Here is a 19,743-nt window from a genome sequence, read left to right as displayed (position 1 = left end):
CATGGATACCGTGTCTCCTTTCCCGGGGAATGGCTATGGCACAGCGAAGGTGTAGCACTATTGGGATCAGTTATTTAGTTGAAATTTTATTCGATGTGACTGCTCACCAATATTTTGTTGAGAGAGCAGAGTTTGAGGCGGTCATGCCATGATTTAATTTTGTAGGTTGGATTTATGAATCCATTAACTACTAGAAATAAATTATAAAAGGGAGCGATTTATTCGCTCCCTTCTCTATTAATTACCTGTACAGATCTAGTTATCACCTGACACCGGCCTCAAACCGGTGTCTTGTTTACGCTACTTTAGTGCGCACTTCCTTCGGTATCAATTTCAGACCCTTTTTGAACATGCTGTAGGGGGTTTGACCCTCCATCATCCTGCCCTGATGTGGCCGCTGGGTGTTGTAGTGATCCAGATAGCTGTCCAGGTCTGTCTGCATCTGCTCCACTGATTCATACCAGATCGTCCTCCCCTTGATACGGAAGTGTTCATCCAGCAGGGTGCGATGTAGCCGCTCGATAAAGCCGTTGCTCTGCGGCCTGCGTACCTTGGTGGTCCGGTGCTCAATCCCCTCCAGTTGCAGGAACAGCTCGTAGGGGTGATGGTCAGGGCGCCCGCAGAACTCGCGCCCGTTGTCCGACAGGATGGTATAGACCCGCGCCTCGTGAGCCTCGAAGAACGGCAGGACCGTTTCGTTGAGCACATGGACCGAGGTCACCGGCAGCTTGCTGGTGTAGAGCCGTCCCCAGGCGTGGCGGCTGTAGCAGTCCAGTACGGTTTGCAGATACACCTTGCCCACCCCCTTGAGTGCGCCGACGAAGAAGGTGTCGACCGCCACCAGTTCCCCGGTGTAGTGAACCTCAATTTGGCGTTCGCGAAACTCGGGGCTGAAGCGCTCGAGCAGGCGGATCTGCTCGTCATTGAGCTCAATCGTCTGTTCCCTATGGGTTTTCTCAAGGCGCAACAAGCGGTCATGCTTGGAGAGCAAGTCGTGACGTTGCCACACGCCACGCACACCGCCCGCACTGACGTTGATGCCTTGCAGAGCCAGTTCTTGCGCGACCCGCAGCGGGCCATGGGTTGGTCTGGTGAGGGAGTAATCGAGGATAGCCTGTTCAATCTCGGGAGCGACCCGGTTGGGATGCGCCCCTTTACAGCCGGGGAGTTTGTCGAGCAAGCCCTCAGCCCCATAGGTCTGGTAGTTACGGCGAATCTCGTAGAACTGCTGGCGGCTGTAGCCGATGAGCTTGCAGGCTTTGCTGACGTTATTGAGCTCTTTGGCGAGCTCTAGCAGGCTGAGTTTACGACGTGCTACTTTCTCGTTGGTGGTCATACGGTGACTCCGGATAACACGGTAGGGGTACCGTTTTGTTATCCGGTTTGAAGCCGTATGACCACTCCCTTTTGTGGGCAACTGTCAGGTGAATACCATCTCCATACAAATTACCCTTCCTGATTTTCCCCGGCTGCCGGCTCGGCGCCGGCGACGGGTTCAATCTCGATGCGATCGACGCGCTGCAGACCGCGGGGCAGCTTGGCGCCGCGGCGGCCGCGCTCGCCGCGGTAGTAGTCAAGGTCAGACGGCTTGAGGGTCAGCTTGCGCTTGCCAGCAAACAGGGTGACCGACTGGCCCTGCGGGATAATGGCCGCCATCACCACAAACTCCTCCCGCGCCTTCACCCGTGCCGACGGGATACTGATGAGCTTGTTGCCCTTGCCCTTGCCGAGTACCGGCAGGGTGTTGAGCGGGAACAGCAGCATCCGCCCCTCGTTGGAGATGGCCATGCAGAGATCCGTGTCCGGCGCGCCTATCCTCTGGGGCGCCATGACAATGCCCCCTTCCGGCACGGTGAGCAGCGCCTTGCCGTTCTTGTTCTTACCGATCAGGTCGTCATATTTGCAGACGAAGCCGTAGCCGGCGTCAGAACAGATGAGGTACGGCTCGCCTTCGTTCCCCATCACCAGATGACGCACCTCTTCGCCGGCCCCCAGCGCAAAGCGACCGGTGAGTGGCTCGCCCTGACTGCGGGCCGACGGCAGAGTATGCGCCTCCAGCGAGTAGGTTCTCCCCAGGGTGGAGAGGAACACCGCCTGCTGATTGCTGCGGCCATGGGCGTGGGCCAGATAACCGTCCCCCGCCTTGTAGGAGAGGCCCTCCACATCCACGTCGTGACCCTTGGCGGCGCGCACCCAACCCTTGTCGGAGAGGATCACGGTCACCGGCTCACTCGGGGTGAGCTCCTTCTCGGTCAGCGCCACGGCGGTGGCGCGCTCCACCAGCGGGGTGCGGCGATCGTCGCCGTACTTCTCGGCGTCCGCCAGGATCTCTTTCTTGAGCAATGTGCTGAGACGGCGCTCGGAACCCAGGATCAGTTCCAGCTTGTCGCGCTCTTCCGCCAGCTCATTCTGTTCGGCGCGCAGCTTGAACTCTTCGAGCTTGGCCAGGTGGCGCAGTTTGAGCTCGAGGATCGCCTCGGCCTGGGTCTCGCTGATATTGAAACGCTCCATCATCACCCGGCCCGGCTCCTCCTCGGTGCGGATGATCTCGATCACCTCGTCGATGTTGAGGTAGGCGATCAGCAAGCCTTCGAGGATGTGCAGGCGAGCCAGCACCTTGTCGAGGCGATACTGCAGGCGGCGGCGCACCGTCTCGCGGCGAAAACTCAGCCACTCGGTGAGGATGGTCTTGAGGTCTTTCACCTGGGGCCGGTTGTCCAGACCCAGGATGTTGAGGTTGACCCGGTAGTTCTTCTCCAAGTCCGTGGTGGCGAACAGGTGGGCCATCAGCCCCTCTACGTCCACCCGGTTGGAGCGCGGCACGATCACCAGACGGGTCGGGTTCTCGTGGTCCGATTCATCCCGCAGATCGGTCACCATGGGCAGCTTCTTGGCCACCATCTGGGCGGCAATCTGCTCCATGATCTTGGCGCCGGAGGCCTGATGAGGCAGCGCCGTGATGACGATGTCGCCATCCTCCTCGCTCCACACCGCCCGCTGCTTGATGGAGCCCTTGCCGGTCTCGTAGATTTTGCGGATATCGTCGCGGGGCGTGATGATCTCGGCGTTGGTCGGATAATCCGGCCCCTGCACATGGGCCATCAGGGCATCCAGGCCGGCATTGGGGTTATCCAAAAGCTCCACGCAGGCGTGGGCCACTTCCCGCGCGTTGTGGGGCGGGATATCTGTCGCCATCCCCACCGCAATACCGGTCACCCCGTTGAGCAGGATGTGGGGCAGGCGGGCGGGTAGCACCACGGGCTCTTTCATGGTGCCGTCGAAGTTCGGCGTCCACTCCACCGTGCCCTGGCCGAGCTCGGAGAGCAGCAGCTCGGAGAAGCGCGACAGCCGCGCCTCGGTATAACGCATGGCGGCAAAGGATTTGGGATCGTCCGGCGCCCCCCAGTTGCCCTGACCGTCCACCAGCGGGTAGCGGTAGGAGAAGGGCTGGGCCATCAGCACCATGGCTTCGTAACAGGCGATGTCGCCATGGGGGTGATATTTACCCAGCACGTCACCCACGGTACGGGCGGACTTCTTGTGCTTGGAGAGGGCCGACAGACCCAGCTCGCTCATGGCGTAGATGATGCGCCGCTGCACGGGCTTGAGGCCGTCGCCGATATGCGGCAAGGCCCGATCCATGATGACGTACATGGAGTAGTTCAAGTAAGCCTGCTCGGTAAAGGTGCGCATTGGCTGGCGCTCTACCCCGTCCAGACTGAGCTCGATGGCATCACTCATGTGATTATCTCTTTCGGTTCGGGAGCTGGTTGGCGCTCTACTTCATCCAACAGACTGAGCTCGATAGCATCACTCATAAGGTTGTTCTCTTGCTATGGCGCGCCCTCAGAGGGCACGCCGGAAATGCGGGTCGGCAGGGGGCCGACGGTGAATCACAAGACCCCCTCCCAACCTCCCCCTCCATGAGGGGGAGGAGAGGCTTGGCCCCCTCCCCTTGCGAAGGGGAGGGGTGGGGTACTTGCGACTCGCTTTAGATGATGGCGAGGTTGCCCTTCTCTTCCAGCCACTCACGGCGATCACCGGCGCGCTTCTTGGCCAGCAACATGTCCATCAGTTGCAGGGTCTCGTCCCCCTCCTCCCCGGCCTCGCCCATGGTGAGCTGCACCAGGCGGCGGGTGTTCGGATCCATGGTGGTTTCCCGCAACTGCTTGGGGTTCATCTCGCCCAGCCCCTTGAATCGCGTCACCATCACCTTGCCCTTCTTCTTCTCGGCCTCGACCCGCTGCAGCACGCCGTTCTTCTCGTCCTCGTCGAGGGCGTAGAAGACCTCCTTGCCGATGTCGATACGATAGAGGGGCGGCATGGCCACATAGACATGGCCCTTCTCCACCAGCGTGCGGAAGTGCTTCACAAAGAGGGCGCAGAGCAGGGTGGCGATGTGCAGACCGTCCGAGTCCGCATCCGCCAGGATGCACACCTTGCCATAGCGCAGGCCACTGAGATCGTCGGAGTCGGGGTCAAGCCCGATGGCCACCGAGATGTCGTGCACTTCTTGCGAGGCGAGCACCTGACCGGCTTCCACCTCCCAGGTGTTCAGGATCTTGCCGCGAAGCGGCATGATGGCCTGAAACTCGCGGTCGCGCGCCTGCTTGGCACTGCCGCCTGCGGAGTCACCCTCCACCAGGAAGAGCTCCCCCTGCATGGGGTCGGCGCAGCCGCAGTCGGTCAGCTTGCCGGGCAGGGCCGGGCCCTGGGTTATCTTCTTGCGCACCACCGTCTTGGCGGCGCGCATCCGGCGCTGGGCGCTGGAGATGCAGAGCTCCGCCAGCTGTTCGGCCAGCTCAGTGTTGCTGTTCAGATAGAGGCTGAAGGCATCCTTCACCACGCCCGACACGAAGGCCGAGCTCTGGCGGGACGACAGTCGCTCCTTGGTCTGCCCTGCAAACTGCGGGTCCTGCATCTTGATGGAGAGGATGTAGGCGCAGCGATCCCAGATGTCTTCCGGGGTCAGCTTGACCCCGCGGGGCAAGAGGTTGCGGAACTCGCAGAACTCGCGCATGGCGTCGAGCAGCCCCTGGCGCAGGCCGTTGACATGGGTGCCACCGAGCGCGGTGGGAATGAGGTTCACATAGGATTCGGCGAGGCATTCGCCCCCTTCCGGCAACCAGCACAGGGCCCAGTCCACCGCCGACTGCTCGGAGCTGAAAGAGCCGACGAAGGGCTGCTCCGGCAGGCAGGTGAACTGCTTGACCGCATCGATGAGGTAATCCTTGAGGCCGTCTTCGTAGCACCACTCCAGCTTGATGCCGGTGTTCTTGTCGAGGAACTTGATGGTGAGGCCCGGGCAGAGCACGGCCTTGGCTTTGAGCAGGTGCTCGAGCTTGGAGACCGAGAAGCGCGGCGAATCGAAGTAGCGCGCCTCTGGCCAGAAGTGCACCCGGGTGCCGGTGTTGCGGCGTCCGCAGGTGCCGGTGATGGTCAGCTCCTGCACTTTCTCGCCCCGCTCGAAGGCGATGTCATAGACCTGGCCGTCCCGGCGCACCGTCACCTCGACCCGATCGGAGAGGGCGTTCACCACGGAGATCCCCACCCCGTGCAAGCCACCGGAGAACTGATAGTTCTTGTTGGAGAACTTGCCCCCCGCGTGCAGCTTGCAGAGGATCAGCTCAACGCCGGAGACCCCTTCCTCCGGGTGGATGTCCACCGGCATGCCGCGACCGTCGTCGATCACCTCGAGGGACTGATCCTCGTACAGGATCACCTCCAGATTGCGGGCGTGACCCGCCAGCGCCTCGTCGACGCTGTTGTCGATGACCTCCTGGCCGAGGTGATTGGGCCGGGTGGTGTCGGTGTACATGCCGGGGCGGCGACGCACCGGTTCAAGGCCATTGAGGACCTCAATGGCATCCGCATTGTATTGAGTGGACATGGAGGGCCTTGCGAATTGACGTTTGGGGAGAATCTTACTCGCTGAGCGGGGCTGGGACAAACTCGTCTGTGGCAAAGGGTGATCCAGAGGGGCTCCGGCCTCCCTGCCCGGGATCAGGCGGGTTCCCCGGGCAGGGCCTGCACAAGCTGGGAGAGGGAGCAGTGGAGTCGCCACACCAGCCCCGCCAGAGCCCGGGCCGCCGGGTCTGCATGTTCCCCCAGCCCCAGGCTGATGCGGTCCAGCTCCGCCAGGGTGCGCCCCAGGGTCTCGTGCTGCACGCCCCCTTCGGTCAGAATCCCTTTCAGGCAGCGCAGACAGCCGTCCCGCACCAGATAGAGGGCCGGATCCCGGCTGCGCCAGAGCCTGAGCTGCCAGACGATGTGGCTGCAATTGAGCAGCACCACGCCCCAGCGCAGCACCCAGAGCCGGGCCCCCTGATCCTGACTCTGGCTGAGCTGGCTCACCGCGTGATAGACCCGGGATTCAAACTCCCCCTCGCTCTGATGCGGGGCCGGGGCCAGCTGGTCCACGAAATCCCGCCGCAGACGATGCATCAGGCGGCGGCTCTTGCGCCGATCCGAGCTGGGCCTCAGGAGCTGGAACGCCAGCCCTGCGCTCATCACCCCCAGTGCCTGGGCAAGGCTGCTGTTGACGAAGGCGAGGTAGTCGTAGCTCGGCGGATTGGTGATGGCGAGGAAGGAGCCGAGCAGCACGATGAGCTGGCCCCAGAGCGCCGCCCCCTGGGGGCGCTGCAATTTCAGCAGTTGCAGGGTGATGAGGGCGGGGAACAGCAGGGCGCAGAAGATCCAGAAGTCGTCGATGCGGATCATCAGCCCGAACTTGACCCCGAAGCAGATAAAGCTGAGCAGCACGATGGCCTTGAGCATGGTCTGGGCCCCCTTCGCCGGGGCCGGGGTGGCGGAATAGAGCACGCAGCAGATGGCGAGCAGGGTCAGGGCCGCGGCGCCCGCATCCCACTGGCTGTGGATCCAGAAGGTGCAGCCCAGCATCACGCAGAGGAAGGTACGCCCCCCGTTATAGGCCGCCTCCAGGCCGTCGGTGTGGCTGGTCAGAGAGCTGTGGCGCGGCGGCGCCGGCCACTCCTGGCCATCGTGTCGGGCCAGCCTTTCCAGCCAGCGCTGACACTCCAGGTAGCTCCAGCAGAAGTGGCGCAGCCGCAGCCAGAAGGCCTGACAGCGATAATCATCCCCCGAACGGGCCACGAAGGGCGCCATCAGGCGGGCAATGCGCAGCTTGTCGCAGCCCCCCCTGTCCCAGCTCCCGCAGCACGGCGGCCAGCATGGGGGCCGGGTCGACGGCGTCCTCTGGCCAGTGTTGCAGCATGCGGCGCAGCCCCGAGATGAGGCTGACCATCCTCAGCTGGCGATGGAGCAGATAGTTCAGCAACTGGTTGTGGCGACGCAGGCGGTGGTGGCTCCAAACTGCCTGGATGCGCAGCACGTTCAGGGTGAGGATCTGACCGATCACCCCCTCGTGGGCGGTGCGCACATCGGCGCCCGTCTCCCCGAGCCAGAGCAGCTGGGCATGTTCCAGCAGCCGGGTCTGGCTCTTGCCAAGGGAGTCCAGCAGGGTCTCGCCATCGGAGAAACTCGGCAGGATCATCATCATCAGGCCGCCGCAGAGGATGCCGACGATCACCTCGCTCACCCGGGCCTGGGCGATGTCGAAGATATGTTGCGGGTCGGTCAGGTTGACGCAGGAGAAGGCGATGATGGCGGCGGTATAGCCCGCCAGGGCGAAACCGTAGGAGACGTTGTTCTGATGGTGGTTGGAGATGTAGGTGCAACCCCCCAGCCAGAGGGCGATAAGCAGGCTGAAGAGCCAGGGATCACCGATGCCAAGGCCGGTGATCATCACCGCCGCCATGGCGCCGATGAGGCTGCCCACCACCCGCCCCAGGCTCTTGCTGATGACGCCCCCCACGGTGGGAAAGCTCACCACGGCGGCGGAGGTCATGGCCCAGTAGGGAGAGTCGAGTTGCAGCACGAACGCCAGCCAGAGCGACAGGCACATGGCCAGGGCATTGCGCAGGGCGTAGCGCCACTGGCCGCCGTTGGCCTTGCCCCAGGGGGTCTGGCGCCAGAGCGAGGGGATCACTCTAGTCCCCTATGGTGATGGTACAGGTCGTGCCCGCGATCAAGACCAGATCCGGGGGAATCGCCAGCAGCCTGATCCGCACCGGCACCCGCTGGGCCAGACGCACCCAGGGCACGTTCGGCTTGACGTCGAGCAGCAGCCCCTCGCTGCCTTCCAGGCTCTGATCGTGAATGGCGCGCCCTATGCTTTCCACCTCCCCCCTGAGTACCCGATCCCCGCTGTAGAGCACCACCTCGGCCGGTTTGCCGGGGGCGATGTGCCTGAGCTTGGTCTCTTCGAAATAGCCCTGCACATAGAAGGAGTGGGTGTCTATCAGGGCCACCAGGGGCACCCCGGCGGTGGCGTAGTTGCCGACCCTGGCCTGCAGATTGGTGATGTAGCCGTCGCTCGCGGCATGGACCTCGGTCCGGGCAAGGGACCATCTGGCCTGCTCCAGATTGGCCTGGGCCACCTCATAAGCCGCCTTCATCGCCTGGGCATTGAGCCTGGATTCATCCACCGCCTCGGCGGAGATGACGGTGCGGGAGAGGCTCTGGCGACGGTTCGCCTCGTGCTCCGCCTTGTCGAGATCCGACCTGGCCTTGGCCAGGGCCGCGCTGGCGTTGTCCAGCGCGATGCGATAGGGCTCGGGATCCAGGGTAAAGAGCAGGTCCCCCGCCTTCACCAGCTGGTTGTCCTTGACCCTATCCTGACGATCTTGCCCGACACCTGGGGCGTGATGCTGACCAGCTCGGCCCGCACCTTGCCATCCCGGGTCCAGGGACCCTGCATGTAGTCGTTCCACAGCCACCAGAGCGACACCAGCGCCAGGGCAAAGACCAGCAGGGTGGAGAAGTATTTGAGGGTCGCAAGGGGTGATTTAGCCATGTAGCAATATCCATAGGGCGCCGCTGACGGCGAGGATGAAGAGGGAGAGATCCATCAGCAGGGGGTGCCAGACCTCGCCGCCGTAGAGCCAGTCCCGCAGCAGATGGTGCAGCGGCAGCCAGCCCAGCAGGCCGAGCAGCACAGCCTTGAACAGGGGCGGAAAGTAGAGCGAGGCCCCGAGGATCAGATCCGGCAGCGCTGAAGCAGTCGTCACGGGTGTGCCCCCTGTTGGCAGAGATGGAATGAAGAGAGAGGCCGGGGTCCGCCGGGAGACGGACAGGGCAAGGTTAACACAGCCGTGGCGGGGGCTACACAAGCAGATGACCCCCTGAGGTGTCGTCACGGGAGTGGCACGACAACGCCTCGCCCGTCCTCCCCGCCACCCGTCGGTGCAGTCACCTCGCGTTCAATCGGCATCGGTATCTGCCGGGTGATGCACCCCGTCGCGGGTCGGCACCTCTCCCAGATCGAACGGGTTGACCCCCTCCAGACAGGCGAGGTTGTAGCCATATTCCGCCGGATTGGATCGGCGCTGGTGATGGGTGTAGATGCCGCAGACGCTGCAAAAGTAGTGTTTCGCGGTGCGGGTGTTGAACTGGTAGCAGCGAAGCGCCGCCTCCCCTTGCAGGATGCGGATGCCGGAGCGCGGCACCGAGGCGACGATGGCCCCTCGCCGCCGACAGAAGGAGCAGTCGCAGCGGCGCGGGTCCACCACGCCATCCGGCAGGGTCAGCTCCAGCACCACGGCGCCGCAGTGGCAGCTCGCCTTGTGTTTCTTCTGGATGGGGGTATTGCCGATGCGTGTGATCATGCTGCCTCCTTGCCGCAGTGTCAGGCTGCGAACCGGTTAATCGAACAGGGTATCCCCCCGCCCCTGCGACAGATGGTCATGCAGGGTGCGCAACTGGGACGCCACCACCCGGTGGCGGGAGAGTTCGGGCAAGGCGTCGATGGGGAAGTACCCCGCCCCTTTGGTTTCATCGGTGTCGGTAAGCAGAGCGCCCCCCGTCACCTCGCACAGGAAGAAGGCCTTGTGGGCGTGGGGCAACTGCGGGGGATGGGGATGCTTGAGCTTGTCGAACAGGGCCAGCAGTTGCACCGCCCGACAGGCGAGGCCGGTCTCCTCGCTCACTTCCCGCACCACGGCGTCCGCAGGCGAATCGCCGATGTCGCACCAGCCCCCCGGCAGAGTCCAGCAACCGTCACTGCGCTCCTGCACCAGCAGGATATGGCCCGCGTCGTTCTGAATGAAGGCCCGCACATCGAGCTTGGGGGTAGGATAGCCACTGTCGAGGGCAATCCAGTCGCCGATGGCGTCGGGAGCCAGCTCGCTCTGGCTGGCGATGAGCGTTACCGTGGCCGCTCGCAGCGCCTCGAAGCGGGCGATGTCGAAGGGATCGCGGGAGTAAGTGAGCCCCGCCTGGGCCGTGGCCAGCACCTGTTCGAGGAAGGCGGCCAACGGCGGTTGCATGGCTAGAGCCCGAGGAAACGGACGATCTGGGCGGGGTAGCGCTCGAAGCCTGTGAAGGCGTGATCGCCGCCGCACTCCAGGGAGAGACGGGCAAAGCGGTATTCGTCCAGCGCCTTGCGATAGTCGAGTACCTCGTCCTCCTGCTGTTGCAGCACCCAGAGCCGCTCGGGAGCAGTCACCGGCACCGCCAGCGCTCTCAGCTCGTCCATGTGCACAGGCAGCAGTTCATAGCGTTCGCCACTGTAGGGGTTGGTCTGGGGGCCGAGGTAGTCGCAGAGCAGCTCGTGGGGGCGCACCGCCGGGTTGATGAGGGCGGCGCGGCAACCGTATCGCTCGCTGACCCGGGTCGCCATAAAGCCACCGAGGGAGCTACCCACGGCGCCCAGTCGCAGGGCGCTGCCGTGGCGGGCCTTCAGGTCGGCGATGGCCTGCTCGATGGCAGCCCAGGCGGCGGCCGGGGTGTTGGGCTGGGCCGGGATCACCACCTCGATATCGGGCCTGTTCTCTGCCACCCAGGCCGCCATCTGCTGCGCCTTGGCCGAGCCGGGGGATGAATTGAAACCGTGCAGGTAGAGCAGGACGGGCTTCATGGCAACCCCTCAGTAACCGGTGGCATTGGGGTCGGGCACGAACTGGCCCAGCGGCAGGCGCCACACCTGGCTCGCCACCCGGCCATCCGGGTGCAGGGTGAGATAGCGCCAGCCCGGGCCGGATTCGTCCAGTGCGAAACCGTCGGAGAGCGGCTTGAACTGGATGCAGGTAGAGGGGCTGGCGATGAGCCGCACTCCGTGGTGCACCTCGTCAAACTCCTGATGGACGTGGCCGAACAGGATGGTCTTCTGCTGCGGGTGGCGGGCCAGCACGGCGAACAGGTCGTCGGCATTCTTGAGGTTGTGCTGATCCAGCCAGGCGCAGCCCACCGGCACCGCCTGATGGTGCAGGGCGATGAGGGCATGGCGCTCGGGATGCTGGCGCAGGGCCTGATCCAGGGCCGCCAGCTGGTGATCCCCCAGCACCCCGTGGGGTTTGCCGCGCACCTGGGTATCCAGCAGGATCACCTGCCAGTGATCCCCCACCAGCTGCTTGGCCTCGCTGATGCCGGCCGCATGGAGGTATTCGGTCATCAGGGGGCCGTCGTCGTGGTTGCCGGGCAACCAGTAGATGGGGCGAGCCAGGGGGGCCATCATGGAGGCGAAGCGCTGGTAGGACTCCGGGCTGTGATCCTGGGAGAGATCCCCGGTGGCGAGGATGAGATCGAACGGGTGCTCGTTGGCCTGCACCCGCTCCAGCACGGCGGCCAGGCTCTGCGCCGTGGGTACGGCCAGCAGCCGCCCCTCTGCACTGGCGAAGAGATGGGTATCGGTAATCTGTAACAGGCGCACACTGCCGTCCGGCGCCTGAGGTAGCTCTGTTTCCAAAATCACGCTTCTTTTTTATGGGTTCGACTAGAGGATGTTAATCAGGCTGGTGCCGTGTTTGAGACAAAATCTCAACCAATCGGCCAAGAATAGATTTACCTGCTCCTTTTCATCCCTGTGATGCATTTTTTGATTGGGATAATCATAACGTGGTTGCAACATTGAAATCTGTTGCGCCGCACACACTTCCGCCATTCGCACATCATGATACAAACGAATCTCTATCCGGGCTTGCAAGTAGCTCGGCAATTCGGGGTTGTGCTGGGCCAGGATCACCTGGCTGGTGAAGCGGCTCTCCTCGGTCACCGTGAGCTGGAACTGCAGGCCGTTGCCGACCTGATAGCGGCGCTCGGCACCCACGCTGCCGCCGGGCGGCAACAGTTTCATCAGCGCCATGTAATTGACCTCGCAAGTACGCTGCAAGGACATCAAATCAGGCACATAGCGCTTCATCGGGCTCTGGACTAATGACATGTCGCGGCTCCCTCAATCAGGGTCCATGAAGGGTGGACCCACTGCACAGTGTTCCAGTCGGACACAGGGCACCTGACCCGGGTCTGAACGAGCGTCACCTCAGCGCCCCGCCAGCCAGCGTGCCCGCAGCTCGCCGTGATTGAGAGCCAGCCACTGCAGGGCGATGACGGAGGCGGCATTGTCGATGCGCCCCTCTTTGAGCCAGGCATAGGCCTGCTCGCGGCTCACCACGTGGACCCGGATGTCTTCCCCCTCTTCCGCCAGACCGTGGATCCCCTTGGCCTGACTGGCATCCACCTCGCCCACGAACACCTCGATGCGCTCGGTGCTGCCACCCGGGCTCACCAGATAGCTGATGGCGTGTTCGCAGCGTCCCACCTCGATCCCAGCCTCTTCCACCGCTTCGCGCCGCACCACAGCCTCGGCGGTCTCCCCTTCATCGATGATGCCGGCCACCAGCTCCAGCAGCCAGGGGGTGGCGCTGGTCTCCATGGCACCGATGCGAAACTGCTCCACCAGCACGATCTCGTCCCGCACCGGATCATAAGGCAGCAGGGCGGCGGCATGGCCACGTTCGAACAGTTCCCGGACGATGGGGGCGTTCCAGCCACCGGCAAACAGCCTGTGTTGCAGGCGGTAGACATTCACCTTGAAGAAGCCATTATATCCAGCTGATTTTTCAATGATTTTCACATCATCGCTGGAGTAGTGGCAGGTTTGAGGCAAGGCTTGCTGTGACATTCGAGACTCCTGCCAGCTTGACTTGGCTTGGTTTGACCATAATATTCGGGGGCATGAATGAACATTCATTCACTCGCTCTCGCCGACGATGAGGGAAGGATTTTAGCAGCCACAGGGCATTTGGCTAGGCGCGTTGCCGAGAAAACTCGCCCCGGACCTTGACGTTTCCGCAGCTGGAAAAGAGACAGTTCGCAATGAAATCTGCTTATAGTAGAGTGGTTAAGCTGAAATCAAGCTTGGTCGGTGACAATCCCCCCTTCATCCAGCGGACAGCTTTGGGTTGATACAAAAGGTTAAAACTATCATATGAAAAGAACACTCTTGTCAGTCATGGTGATGCTGGGTGTGAGCGGCGCCGCTCATGCCGAAAACCTGCTCGATATTTACCAACAGGCCCAGATCAAGGACACCCAGCTGCTGGAATCCAAGGCCAAGCGGGACCAGGCCTTCGAGAAGATCAACGAATCCCGTGCAGCCCTGCTGCCCCAGATCAACCTGGGCGCCGGCCTGAACTACCTGCAAAACAAGAACGACACCATGACCAACACGGGCGCTACCGGCTCCGTGACCCTGGATCAATCCATCTACCGTCGCAGCAACTGGGTCAACCTGGATCTGACCGAGAAGAGCGCCACCCAGTCCGACGTGGCCTACAACCTCGAGTACCAGAACCTGATGCTGCGTACCGCCCAGGCCTACTTCGACGTGCTCAAGGCCATGGATACCCTGGAATTCGTGCGTGCCAACAAGACCGCGGTCGAGCGTCAGCTTGAACAGACCCAGCAGCGCTTCGAAGTGGGCCTGACCGCCATCACCGACGTGCACGAGGCCGAGGCCGAGCGCGATCAGGCGCTGGCGGACGAGATCAATGCCGAGAACACCCTGGACAACAGCTACGAGAGCCTGCGCGAGCTGACCGGTATCGACCACCGTCAACTGGACGTGCTCAACACCGATCGCTTCAGCCCGCAGAAGACCGCGTTCAACTCCGACAAGTGGCTGGAACTGGCCCTGGACAAGAACCTGGAGCTGCACAGCGCCCGCATCGGCAAGGACATCGCCAAGGAGCAGATCGATCTGGCCAAGACCGGTCATGAACCGACCCTGGATCTGGGCGCCGGCCTGAACGCCGGTTACAACGATTACAAGGACGAGATCCGCAACCCCGAGAGCAACAGCAATCAGGGCAACATCGGCCTGAACTTCAAGCTGCCCATCTACACCGGCGGGGCCACCACCTCCCAGGTCAAGCAGGCACAGTTCAACTACGTGGCTGCCAGCGAACAGCTCGAACGCAGCTTCCGCTCGGTACAGAGCACGGTCCGCTCCTCCTACAACAACGTGAACGCCAGCATCGGCTCGGTCCGCGCCTACAGCCAGTCCGTCATCTCCGCCGACAGCGCCCTGAAGGCGACCGAGGCCGGTTACGAGGTGGGTACCCGCACCATCGTCGACGTGCTGGACTCCACCCGCAAGCTGTATCAGGCCAAGCAGAAGCTCTCCGAGGCCCGCTACAACTACATCCTCAGCATCCTCTCCCTCAAGCAGGCCGCCGGCATCCTGGAGCAGAAGGATCTGGAAGAGGTGAACCAGGGTCTGATGCCCGCCGCCCAGGTCACCAAGAAGTCCTGAGCCAGGCGCACACCATGAGAAAAGGCGACCCCGGGGTCGCCTTTTTCATCTCTGTTCGCCGCTGGAAGTGCGTTGGTCGGGGCCTGCCAGGCAGCGGCCATGTCACCGACCCGGCAGCCCCATCAAAAAACCCGGCCTTGGCCGGGTTTTACGCTTATCCGCGCTCGCGGATGGTCTTGATGATGTCGGTGGTGGAGCAGCCGTCCTCGAAGTTCAGCACCCGTACCTCGCCGCCATTGGCGGTCACCTCGGCGTAACCGGCGATCTCTTCGGGTTTGTAGTCGCCCCCCTTGACCAGGAGGTCTGGCAGGATCTCGGCGATCAGACGCTGCGGAGTATCCTCGGAGAAGGGCACCACCCAGTCCACGGCACCCAGGGCCGCCAGCACCGTCATACGGCGCTCGGTCGGGTTGACCGGGCGACCCGGCCCCTTGAGGCGACGCACGGACTCGTCGGTGTTCACCGCCACGATCAGGCGATCCCCCAGCTTGCCCGCATTGGCCAGATAGGAGACATGACCCGCGTGCAGAATGTCGAAGCAGCCGTTGGTCATCACCACCTTCTCGCCGCGCAGACGGGCGGCCTGGACGGCCACCTTGAGCTGGGCCTCGGACATGACGCCAAAACCGGTCTCCTGCTCGGTGTAGAGGGCGTTGGCCAGCTCCACCGGGCTCACGGTGGAGGTTCCCAGCTTGCCGACCACGATGCCGGCGGCGGTGTTGGCCAGGGCGCAGGCCTCGTCCAGACTCTTGCCTGCGGCAAGGGAAGTCGCCAGGGTGGAGATAACGGTGTCACCGGCACCGGTGACGTCATAGACCTCGTGGGCCTGGGCCGGCAGGTGCAGCTCGGGCTGCCCTTCGCGGATCAGGGTCATGCCGTTCTCGGAACGGGTGACCAGCAGGGCGTCCAGCTCGAAGCGCTTGACCAGCTCCAGCCCCCTGGCGACCAGGTCTTCTTCCCCCTTCACCTTGCCCACCACGGCCTCGAACTCGGACATGTTGGGGGTCAGCAGGGTGGCACCGCGGTACTTCTCGAAATCGGTCCCCTTGGGGTCGACCAGCACGGGGATACCGGCGGCGCGGGCACGCCGGATCATGCCGGGCACATCGTTGAGGGCGCCCTTGCCGTAGTCGGAGAGGATCATCACGTCCGCCTGGGGCAGCGCCTGCTCCACCTTGCCCATCAGCAGGCTGGCATCCACGTCGTGGAAGGCCTCTTCGAAGTCGAGGCGCAGCAATTGCTGGTTGCGGGACAGCACCCGCAGCTTGGTGATGGTCGGATAGTCGGTCAGGCGCACGAAATCACAAGCCACCTTGACCCCGGCCATCTGGCTGGCGAGGGCATCGGCGGCTTCATCCTGACCGGTCAGGCCCAGCAGCACGGCCTGGGCGCCGAGGGCGGCGGAGTTGAGCGCCACGTTGGCGGCGCCACCCGGACGCTCCTCGATGTGCTCGACCTTGACCACGGGGACCGGCGCCTCGGGGGAGATCCGGCCGGTAGGGCCATGCCAGTAGCGATCCAACATGACATCGCCAACGACCAGGATGCGGGCTTTTTCAAACTCGGGCAGGGTGATTTTCATCTGTATCGGCTCTCAAAACCTGAAAAATTCAGCGGCCGATTTTATCACACTCTTTTCCGGGGCGTGAAAAAAGCACGGCCCTGCCCCCTGATGCCCCCTCTGACCAGATGACGGCGATTCGCGCCCGCCCCCGCTTTTCGGATAGAATCCTCCACATGCGAGTGACCGCATCCGCGCCGGGCCACCCCATACAGGCCCCCCGGTTCGGTCGGACTCCCCCCTTTGCCTTTGCGAACAAGAGACTCTTCATGGCCCAAGAACACGCTCCCCGCCTCGAACCCCGTCTGTTCCATCCCCGTTACTGGGGGAGCTGGCTGGGCCTCTCCCTGCTCTGGCTGCTGGTGTTGCTGCCCTGGCGCAGCCAGATGTGGCTGGGCCGCCAGCTCGGCACCCTGGCCCGCAAACTGCTGAAATCCCGCGTCAAGATTGCCCGCCGCAACCTGGAGCTGGCGATGCCCGAGCTCAGCCGGGATGAGCGCGAAGCCCTCCTGGTGCAGAACTTCGAGAGCGTGGGTTGCGCCATCTTCGAGGTGGGCATGGCCTGGTTCTGGCCAGACTGGCGGATGCGCCGCCTGATGAAGGTGGAAGGGGAAGAGCACGTCATCAACGCCATGGAGAAGGGCCAGGGGATGCTGCTGCTCTCCTGCCACTTCCTCACCCTTGAACTCAATGCCCGCTGCTTCGGCCTGGTGCGCCCAGGGGTCGGCGTCTATCGCCCCAACACCAATCCGGTGCTGGAGTACGCCCAGTACCACGGTCGCTGCGCCTCCAACAAATACCTGGTGGACCGGATGGACGTGAAGGGGATGATCAAGGCGCTGCGCAACGGCGACGCCCTCTGGTATGCACCGGATCACGACTACGGCAGCCATGCCAGCGTCTTCGTGCCCTACTTCGCGGTGGAGCAGGCCGCCACCATCACGGGTACCGCCACCCTGGCCCGGGTGAAGAACACCGTCACCCTGCCCTGCTACAACATCCGCACCCGGGAGGGCTACACCCTGCATATCGGGGCCCCGCTCGCGGACTACCCGAGCGGTGACGACATGGCGGATGCCAGCCGCGCCAACCGCGAGATTGAAGCCGCCGTGCGCAAAGCGCCGGAGCAGTACATGTGGCTGCACCGCCGCTTCAAGACCCGCCCCAATCCGGACGATCCCGGCTACTACTGATGCCCTCCCGCCCCGTCGACCGGGCAAGTCCAGACGACAGGACAGGATGGCACCGCGCCCCATGAAAAAGCCCTCGCACTGCGAGCAATGCTGTTCACTTAAGAGAATTTGAGTTCCAGTCCACGTAGTATCAGGGCTAAAAAATGAGGGAGGCATGATGCCTCCCTCTTTCTATTGCAAGCCACGCTGGATAAAGGCTGAAGGAACATCGACTGGAAACAGCCTTGCTCCCCCAACTCAAGTCGCATTTATGAATAATTAGTCAAAAATGTGCTTATCTGAACAGCATTGCTCGCACTGCGAGGGCTTTTTTGTTGACTGCCAGCGTCTGCCTTACTGGCGGATCAGGCGGTAGATGGCGTAGCCGGGGTGCTTGGCGTCATCCATCGGCAGGGTGGACTGGTACGACAGATCCGCCCCCGCCAGGGCCTTGGCCTCGTCGGTCGGCGAGGAGTAGAGGCGCACGTCCACGTTGGCGGGTAGGGCCTTCATGTGCCAGTTGTTGTTGGCCGCCGGGCTGAAGCCGACCGGGTTGTCCGCAGACTGGGCCTTCAGGTACTGGGCGATGATCTCCCGCGTCTCGAAGGGATCTTCATGGACGATGTTGCTGCCGTCGATGCCCGGGAAGTGGCCGCCGCCGCTGGCGCGGTAGTTGTTGGTCACCACGTAGAACTTCTGGGCCGGGTCCACGGGCTGGCCGTTGAAGGTGAGGCCGCTGATGCGCTGGCCGTCGCTCACCTTGACCCCGTCCTTGCTGTAGCGGGCCGGCTGGGTGATGTCCACCTCGTAGTTGACCCCGTCAATCACATCGAAGTTGTAGGTGGGGAAGCTCTCGTTCACCAGCCACTGCACCCCGGTCTTGCCGGTGTCGATCTGGTTGAACTGGCCGGCGCTCATCTCCAGCCACTCCTTGACGGTGGCCCCGTTCACCTCGACCACCTGCAGGGTGTTCGGATAGATGTAAAGGTCGGAGACGTTGCGCAGGGAGATGTCACCCTGAGCCACGTAGGTGAAGTCGTTGATGCCGTTGCGACCACCACGGAAGGGGGCCGCCACCGAGAGGATGGGGTAGGACTCCTTGAGCAGGCCGTCTTGTTGCAACTGCTCCGCGTGGCGGCGCTGGGCATCGCTCACCAGCTGCACCGAGGGGTCGTCCTGCACCAGGGCGAAGAAGCTGTGGATGGGGGAGGTGATCTTGCCGAGCGGCTCGTCCAGCCACTGGTTGGTGGCGTCGTGATCCGCCTGCACCAGGTCCACCACCCGCTGATCCACCGCACTGCCCTCGCTGGCGTCTATCTTGCGCAGGCTGGCCTGGCTCTGCTTCACCTGCCACTTGCCGTCCACCTGCTCCAGCTTGAGGTCGATGATGCCGAGGTGGTTGCCCCAGTAGCCGGGCATCACGGTGGGAATACCGCTCAGGGTACCGGCCTTATTGTCCACCTCCGGCAGATCCGGGAAGTCACCCGGGAAGTTCTTGTGGGCGTGGCCCAGCATCAGGGCATCCACCCCCTTCACCTTGGCCAGGTGCCAGGCGGAGTTCTCCATCATGGCCTCGTAGCTGCTGGCATTGATGCCGGTGTGGGCCACCACCACCACGATGTCGGCGCCCTTGGCGCGCAGCTCGGGCACATAGTGATTGGCGGTCTCGACCATGTCGGCCACCACCACCTTGCCCTCCAGATGACGCTTGTCCCACTGCAGCACCTGGGGCGGGGTCAGACCCAGGATGCCCACCTTGACGCGCTGGCGCTGGCCCTTGTCATCGGTCACCTCGCGCTCCAGCAGCAGATAGGGGGTGAACTTGTTGCCGCTCCAGTCAATCTGTCCCTTGGCATCGCGCTTGAAGGCCCCCGCCTCGAACACGTTGGCATTCACATAGGGGAAGTCGGCTCCCGCCAGCACCTTGCCGAGGTAGTCCAGGCCGTAGTTGAACTCGTGGTTGCCCAGGTTGCCCGCGTCGTAGCCCAGCTCGTTCATCGCCTTGAACACCGGGTGCGCCTGCTTCTCGAGGTAGCCGGCACCGGACTGTTCGAAGATGTAGTCCGCCAGCGGCGTGCCCTGAATGAGGTCACCGTTGTCGAGCAGCAGGTTGTTGGGGTTCTCGGCGCGGGCGGCGCGGATCAGCAGGGCGGTGCGGGAGAGGCCGAACTTGCGATCCTCCTTGTTCTGGTAGTAGTCGTACCCCAGCACGTTGGAGTGGATGTCGGAGGTCTGGATCAGGCGCAGGGAGACGGTCCCCGGCTGCGCCTTGCTGTCATTCTCGTTGCTGCAGGCAGACAGCAGCACGATGGCGGCAATAGCCCCCAGCTTCATGGTGTTATTCACTGTTTTTTCCCTTTTATTATGAGTAACGCTTTACCAGCGCCTGGAATTTAACA

At 63.2% G+C, this 19,743-nt stretch carries 16 protein-coding genes and 1 pseudogene; 2 read left to right on the top strand and 15 right to left on the bottom strand.

Going from position 1 to position 19,743, the window contains the following annotated elements; all coding sequences use genetic code 11:
* Positions 1 to 295 precede the first annotated feature (295 nt).
* The 13 genes and pseudogenes from PG892_RS12650 to nudF form a co-directional block, all read right to left on the bottom strand.
* Complete coding sequence (locus PG892_RS12650; RefSeq protein WP_052815317.1) at positions 296 to 1,336, bottom strand: IS481-like element ISAs19 family transposase; 1,041 nt, start codon at positions 1,334 to 1,336, stop codon at positions 296 to 298.
* 110 nt (positions 1,337 to 1,446) lie between these two features.
* Positions 1,447 to 3,741, bottom strand: coding sequence for a DNA topoisomerase IV subunit A (parC, locus tag PG892_RS12645; protein ID WP_210555978.1), 2,295 nt, complete (start codon positions 3,739 to 3,741; stop codon positions 1,447 to 1,449).
* A 250-nt stretch (positions 3,742 to 3,991) separates the two neighbouring features.
* Positions 3,992 to 5,890 (bottom strand): DNA topoisomerase IV subunit B, encoded by a 1,899-nt coding sequence (gene parE, locus PG892_RS12640; RefSeq protein WP_210555979.1) that lies wholly within the window; start codon positions 5,888 to 5,890, stop codon positions 3,992 to 3,994.
* A gap of 113 nt (positions 5,891 to 6,003) precedes the next feature.
* Positions 6,004 to 8,008, bottom strand: a pseudogene (locus PG892_RS12635) (FUSC family protein).
* 1 nt (position 8,009) lies between these two features.
* The gene (locus tag PG892_RS12630; protein WP_223933591.1) at positions 8,010 to 8,768 is read right to left on the bottom strand and encodes an HlyD family secretion protein; all 759 of its coding nucleotides are present in this window, start codon (positions 8,766 to 8,768) and stop codon (positions 8,010 to 8,012) included.
* Positions 8,669 to 8,875: a hypothetical protein gene (locus PG892_RS22640; protein WP_223933585.1), complete on the bottom strand. Its 207-nt coding sequence runs from the start codon at positions 8,873 to 8,875 to the stop codon at positions 8,669 to 8,671. The genes PG892_RS12630 and PG892_RS22640 overlap by 100 nt, the downstream gene beginning before the upstream one ends.
* Entirely contained in the window at positions 8,868 to 9,110 is a 243-nt protein-coding gene (locus PG892_RS12620; RefSeq protein WP_039039819.1) for a DUF1656 domain-containing protein, read from the bottom strand. The genes PG892_RS22640 and PG892_RS12620 overlap by 8 nt, the downstream gene beginning before the upstream one ends.
* Positions 9,111 to 9,281: 171 nt before the next feature.
* On the bottom strand, positions 9,282 to 9,686 hold the full coding sequence (locus PG892_RS12615) for a GFA family protein (protein ID WP_201935770.1): 405 nt from the start codon (positions 9,684 to 9,686) through the stop codon (positions 9,282 to 9,284).
* Positions 9,687 to 9,722: 36 nt separating this feature from the next.
* Positions 9,723 to 10,346 carry an NUDIX hydrolase gene (locus PG892_RS12610; RefSeq protein ID WP_039039755.1) on the bottom strand — a complete coding sequence of 208 codons (624 nt, stop codon included), beginning with the start codon at positions 10,344 to 10,346 and terminating at the stop codon, positions 9,723 to 9,725.
* 2 nt (positions 10,347 to 10,348) lie between these two features.
* Positions 10,349 to 10,936 (bottom strand): YqiA/YcfP family alpha/beta fold hydrolase, encoded by a 588-nt coding sequence (locus tag PG892_RS12605; protein WP_223933583.1) that lies wholly within the window; start codon positions 10,934 to 10,936, stop codon positions 10,349 to 10,351.
* Between the two features lie 9 nt (positions 10,937 to 10,945).
* Positions 10,946 to 11,764 carry a 3',5'-cyclic-AMP phosphodiesterase gene (gene cpdA / locus PG892_RS12600; protein ID WP_039039757.1) on the bottom strand — a complete coding sequence of 273 codons (819 nt, stop codon included), beginning with the start codon at positions 11,762 to 11,764 and terminating at the stop codon, positions 10,946 to 10,948.
* A 27-nt stretch (positions 11,765 to 11,791) separates the two neighbouring features.
* Complete coding sequence (locus PG892_RS12595; protein ID WP_039039758.1) at positions 11,792 to 12,238, bottom strand: DUF1249 domain-containing protein; 447 nt, start codon at positions 12,236 to 12,238, stop codon at positions 11,792 to 11,794.
* Between the two features lie 99 nt (positions 12,239 to 12,337).
* Entirely contained in the window at positions 12,338 to 12,979 is a 642-nt protein-coding gene (gene nudF, locus PG892_RS12590) for an ADP-ribose diphosphatase (protein WP_010672772.1), read from the bottom strand.
* A gap of 306 nt (positions 12,980 to 13,285) precedes the next feature.
* Here nudF and tolC point away from each other — a divergent pair, with 306 nt between their 5' ends.
* The gene (gene tolC, locus PG892_RS12585) at positions 13,286 to 14,611 is read left to right on the top strand and encodes an outer membrane channel protein TolC (RefSeq protein ID WP_029313618.1); all 1,326 of its coding nucleotides are present in this window, start codon (positions 13,286 to 13,288) and stop codon (positions 14,609 to 14,611) included.
* A 154-nt stretch (positions 14,612 to 14,765) separates the two neighbouring features.
* Here tolC and hldE read toward each other — a convergent pair whose 3' ends face one another.
* A complete protein-coding gene (hldE, locus tag PG892_RS12580; protein WP_039039759.1) occupies positions 14,766 to 16,193 on the bottom strand; it encodes a bifunctional D-glycero-beta-D-manno-heptose-7-phosphate kinase/D-glycero-beta-D-manno-heptose 1-phosphate adenylyltransferase HldE in 1,428 nt (475 codons plus the stop codon).
* 248 nt (positions 16,194 to 16,441) lie between these two features.
* Here hldE and lpxL point away from each other — a divergent pair, with 248 nt between their 5' ends.
* Positions 16,442 to 17,365 (top strand): LpxL/LpxP family Kdo(2)-lipid IV(A) lauroyl/palmitoleoyl acyltransferase, encoded by a 924-nt coding sequence (gene lpxL / locus PG892_RS12575; RefSeq protein ID WP_010672769.1) that lies wholly within the window; start codon positions 16,442 to 16,444, stop codon positions 17,363 to 17,365.
* 333 nt (positions 17,366 to 17,698) lie between these two features.
* On the opposite strand, the gene PG892_RS12570 is transcribed toward lpxL, so the two are convergent.
* Positions 17,699 to 19,678 (bottom strand): bifunctional 2',3'-cyclic-nucleotide 2'-phosphodiesterase/3'-nucleotidase, encoded by a 1,980-nt coding sequence (locus tag PG892_RS12570; protein WP_223933589.1) that lies wholly within the window; start codon positions 19,676 to 19,678, stop codon positions 17,699 to 17,701.
* Positions 19,679 to 19,743: the final 65 nt, after the last annotated feature.

Source organism: Aeromonas sp. QDB68, from assembly GCF_027707405.1.
Taxonomy (GTDB): Bacteria; Pseudomonadota; Gammaproteobacteria; order Enterobacterales; family Aeromonadaceae; genus Aeromonas; species Aeromonas caviae.
This window is presented reverse-complemented; position numbering and strand designations above follow the sequence as displayed.

Bases quoted from the DNA above. Each gene is read 5' to 3' on its own strand.
- PG892_RS12610 (WP_039039755.1), bottom strand. From the start codon at position 10,346: ATGCAACCGCCGTTGGCCGCCTTCCTCGAACAGGTGCTGGCCACGGCC.
- PG892_RS12570 (WP_223933589.1), bottom strand. From the start codon at position 19,678: ATGAAGCTGGGGGCTATTGCCGCCATCGTGCTGCTGTCTGCCTGCAGC.
- PG892_RS12650 (WP_052815317.1), bottom strand. From the start codon at position 1,336: ATGACCACCAACGAGAAAGTAGCACGTCGTAAACTCAGCCTGCTAGAG.
- hldE (WP_039039759.1), bottom strand. From the start codon at position 16,193: ATGAAAATCACCCTGCCCGAGTTTGAAAAAGCCCGCATCCTGGTCGTT.
- PG892_RS22640 (WP_223933585.1), bottom strand. From the start codon at position 8,875: ATGGCTAAATCACCCCTTGCGACCCTCAAATACTTCTCCACCCTGCTG.
- PG892_RS12595 (WP_039039758.1), bottom strand. From the start codon at position 12,238: ATGTCATTAGTCCAGAGCCCGATGAAGCGCTATGTGCCTGATTTGATG.
- parE (WP_210555979.1), bottom strand. From the start codon at position 5,890: ATGTCCACTCAATACAATGCGGATGCCATTGAGGTCCTCAATGGCCTT.
- tolC (WP_029313618.1), top strand. From the start codon at position 13,286: ATGAAAAGAACACTCTTGTCAGTCATGGTGATGCTGGGTGTGAGCGGC.
- nudF (WP_010672772.1), bottom strand. From the start codon at position 12,979: ATGTCACAGCAAGCCTTGCCTCAAACCTGCCACTACTCCAGCGATGAT.
- PG892_RS12605 (WP_223933583.1), bottom strand. From the start codon at position 10,936: ATGAAGCCCGTCCTGCTCTACCTGCACGGTTTCAATTCATCCCCCGGC.
- lpxL (WP_010672769.1), top strand. From the start codon at position 16,442: ATGGCCCAAGAACACGCTCCCCGCCTCGAACCCCGTCTGTTCCATCCC.
- parC (WP_210555978.1), bottom strand. From the start codon at position 3,741: ATGAGTGATGCCATCGAGCTCAGTCTGGACGGGGTAGAGCGCCAGCCA.
- PG892_RS12615 (WP_201935770.1), bottom strand. From the start codon at position 9,686: ATGATCACACGCATCGGCAATACCCCCATCCAGAAGAAACACAAGGCG.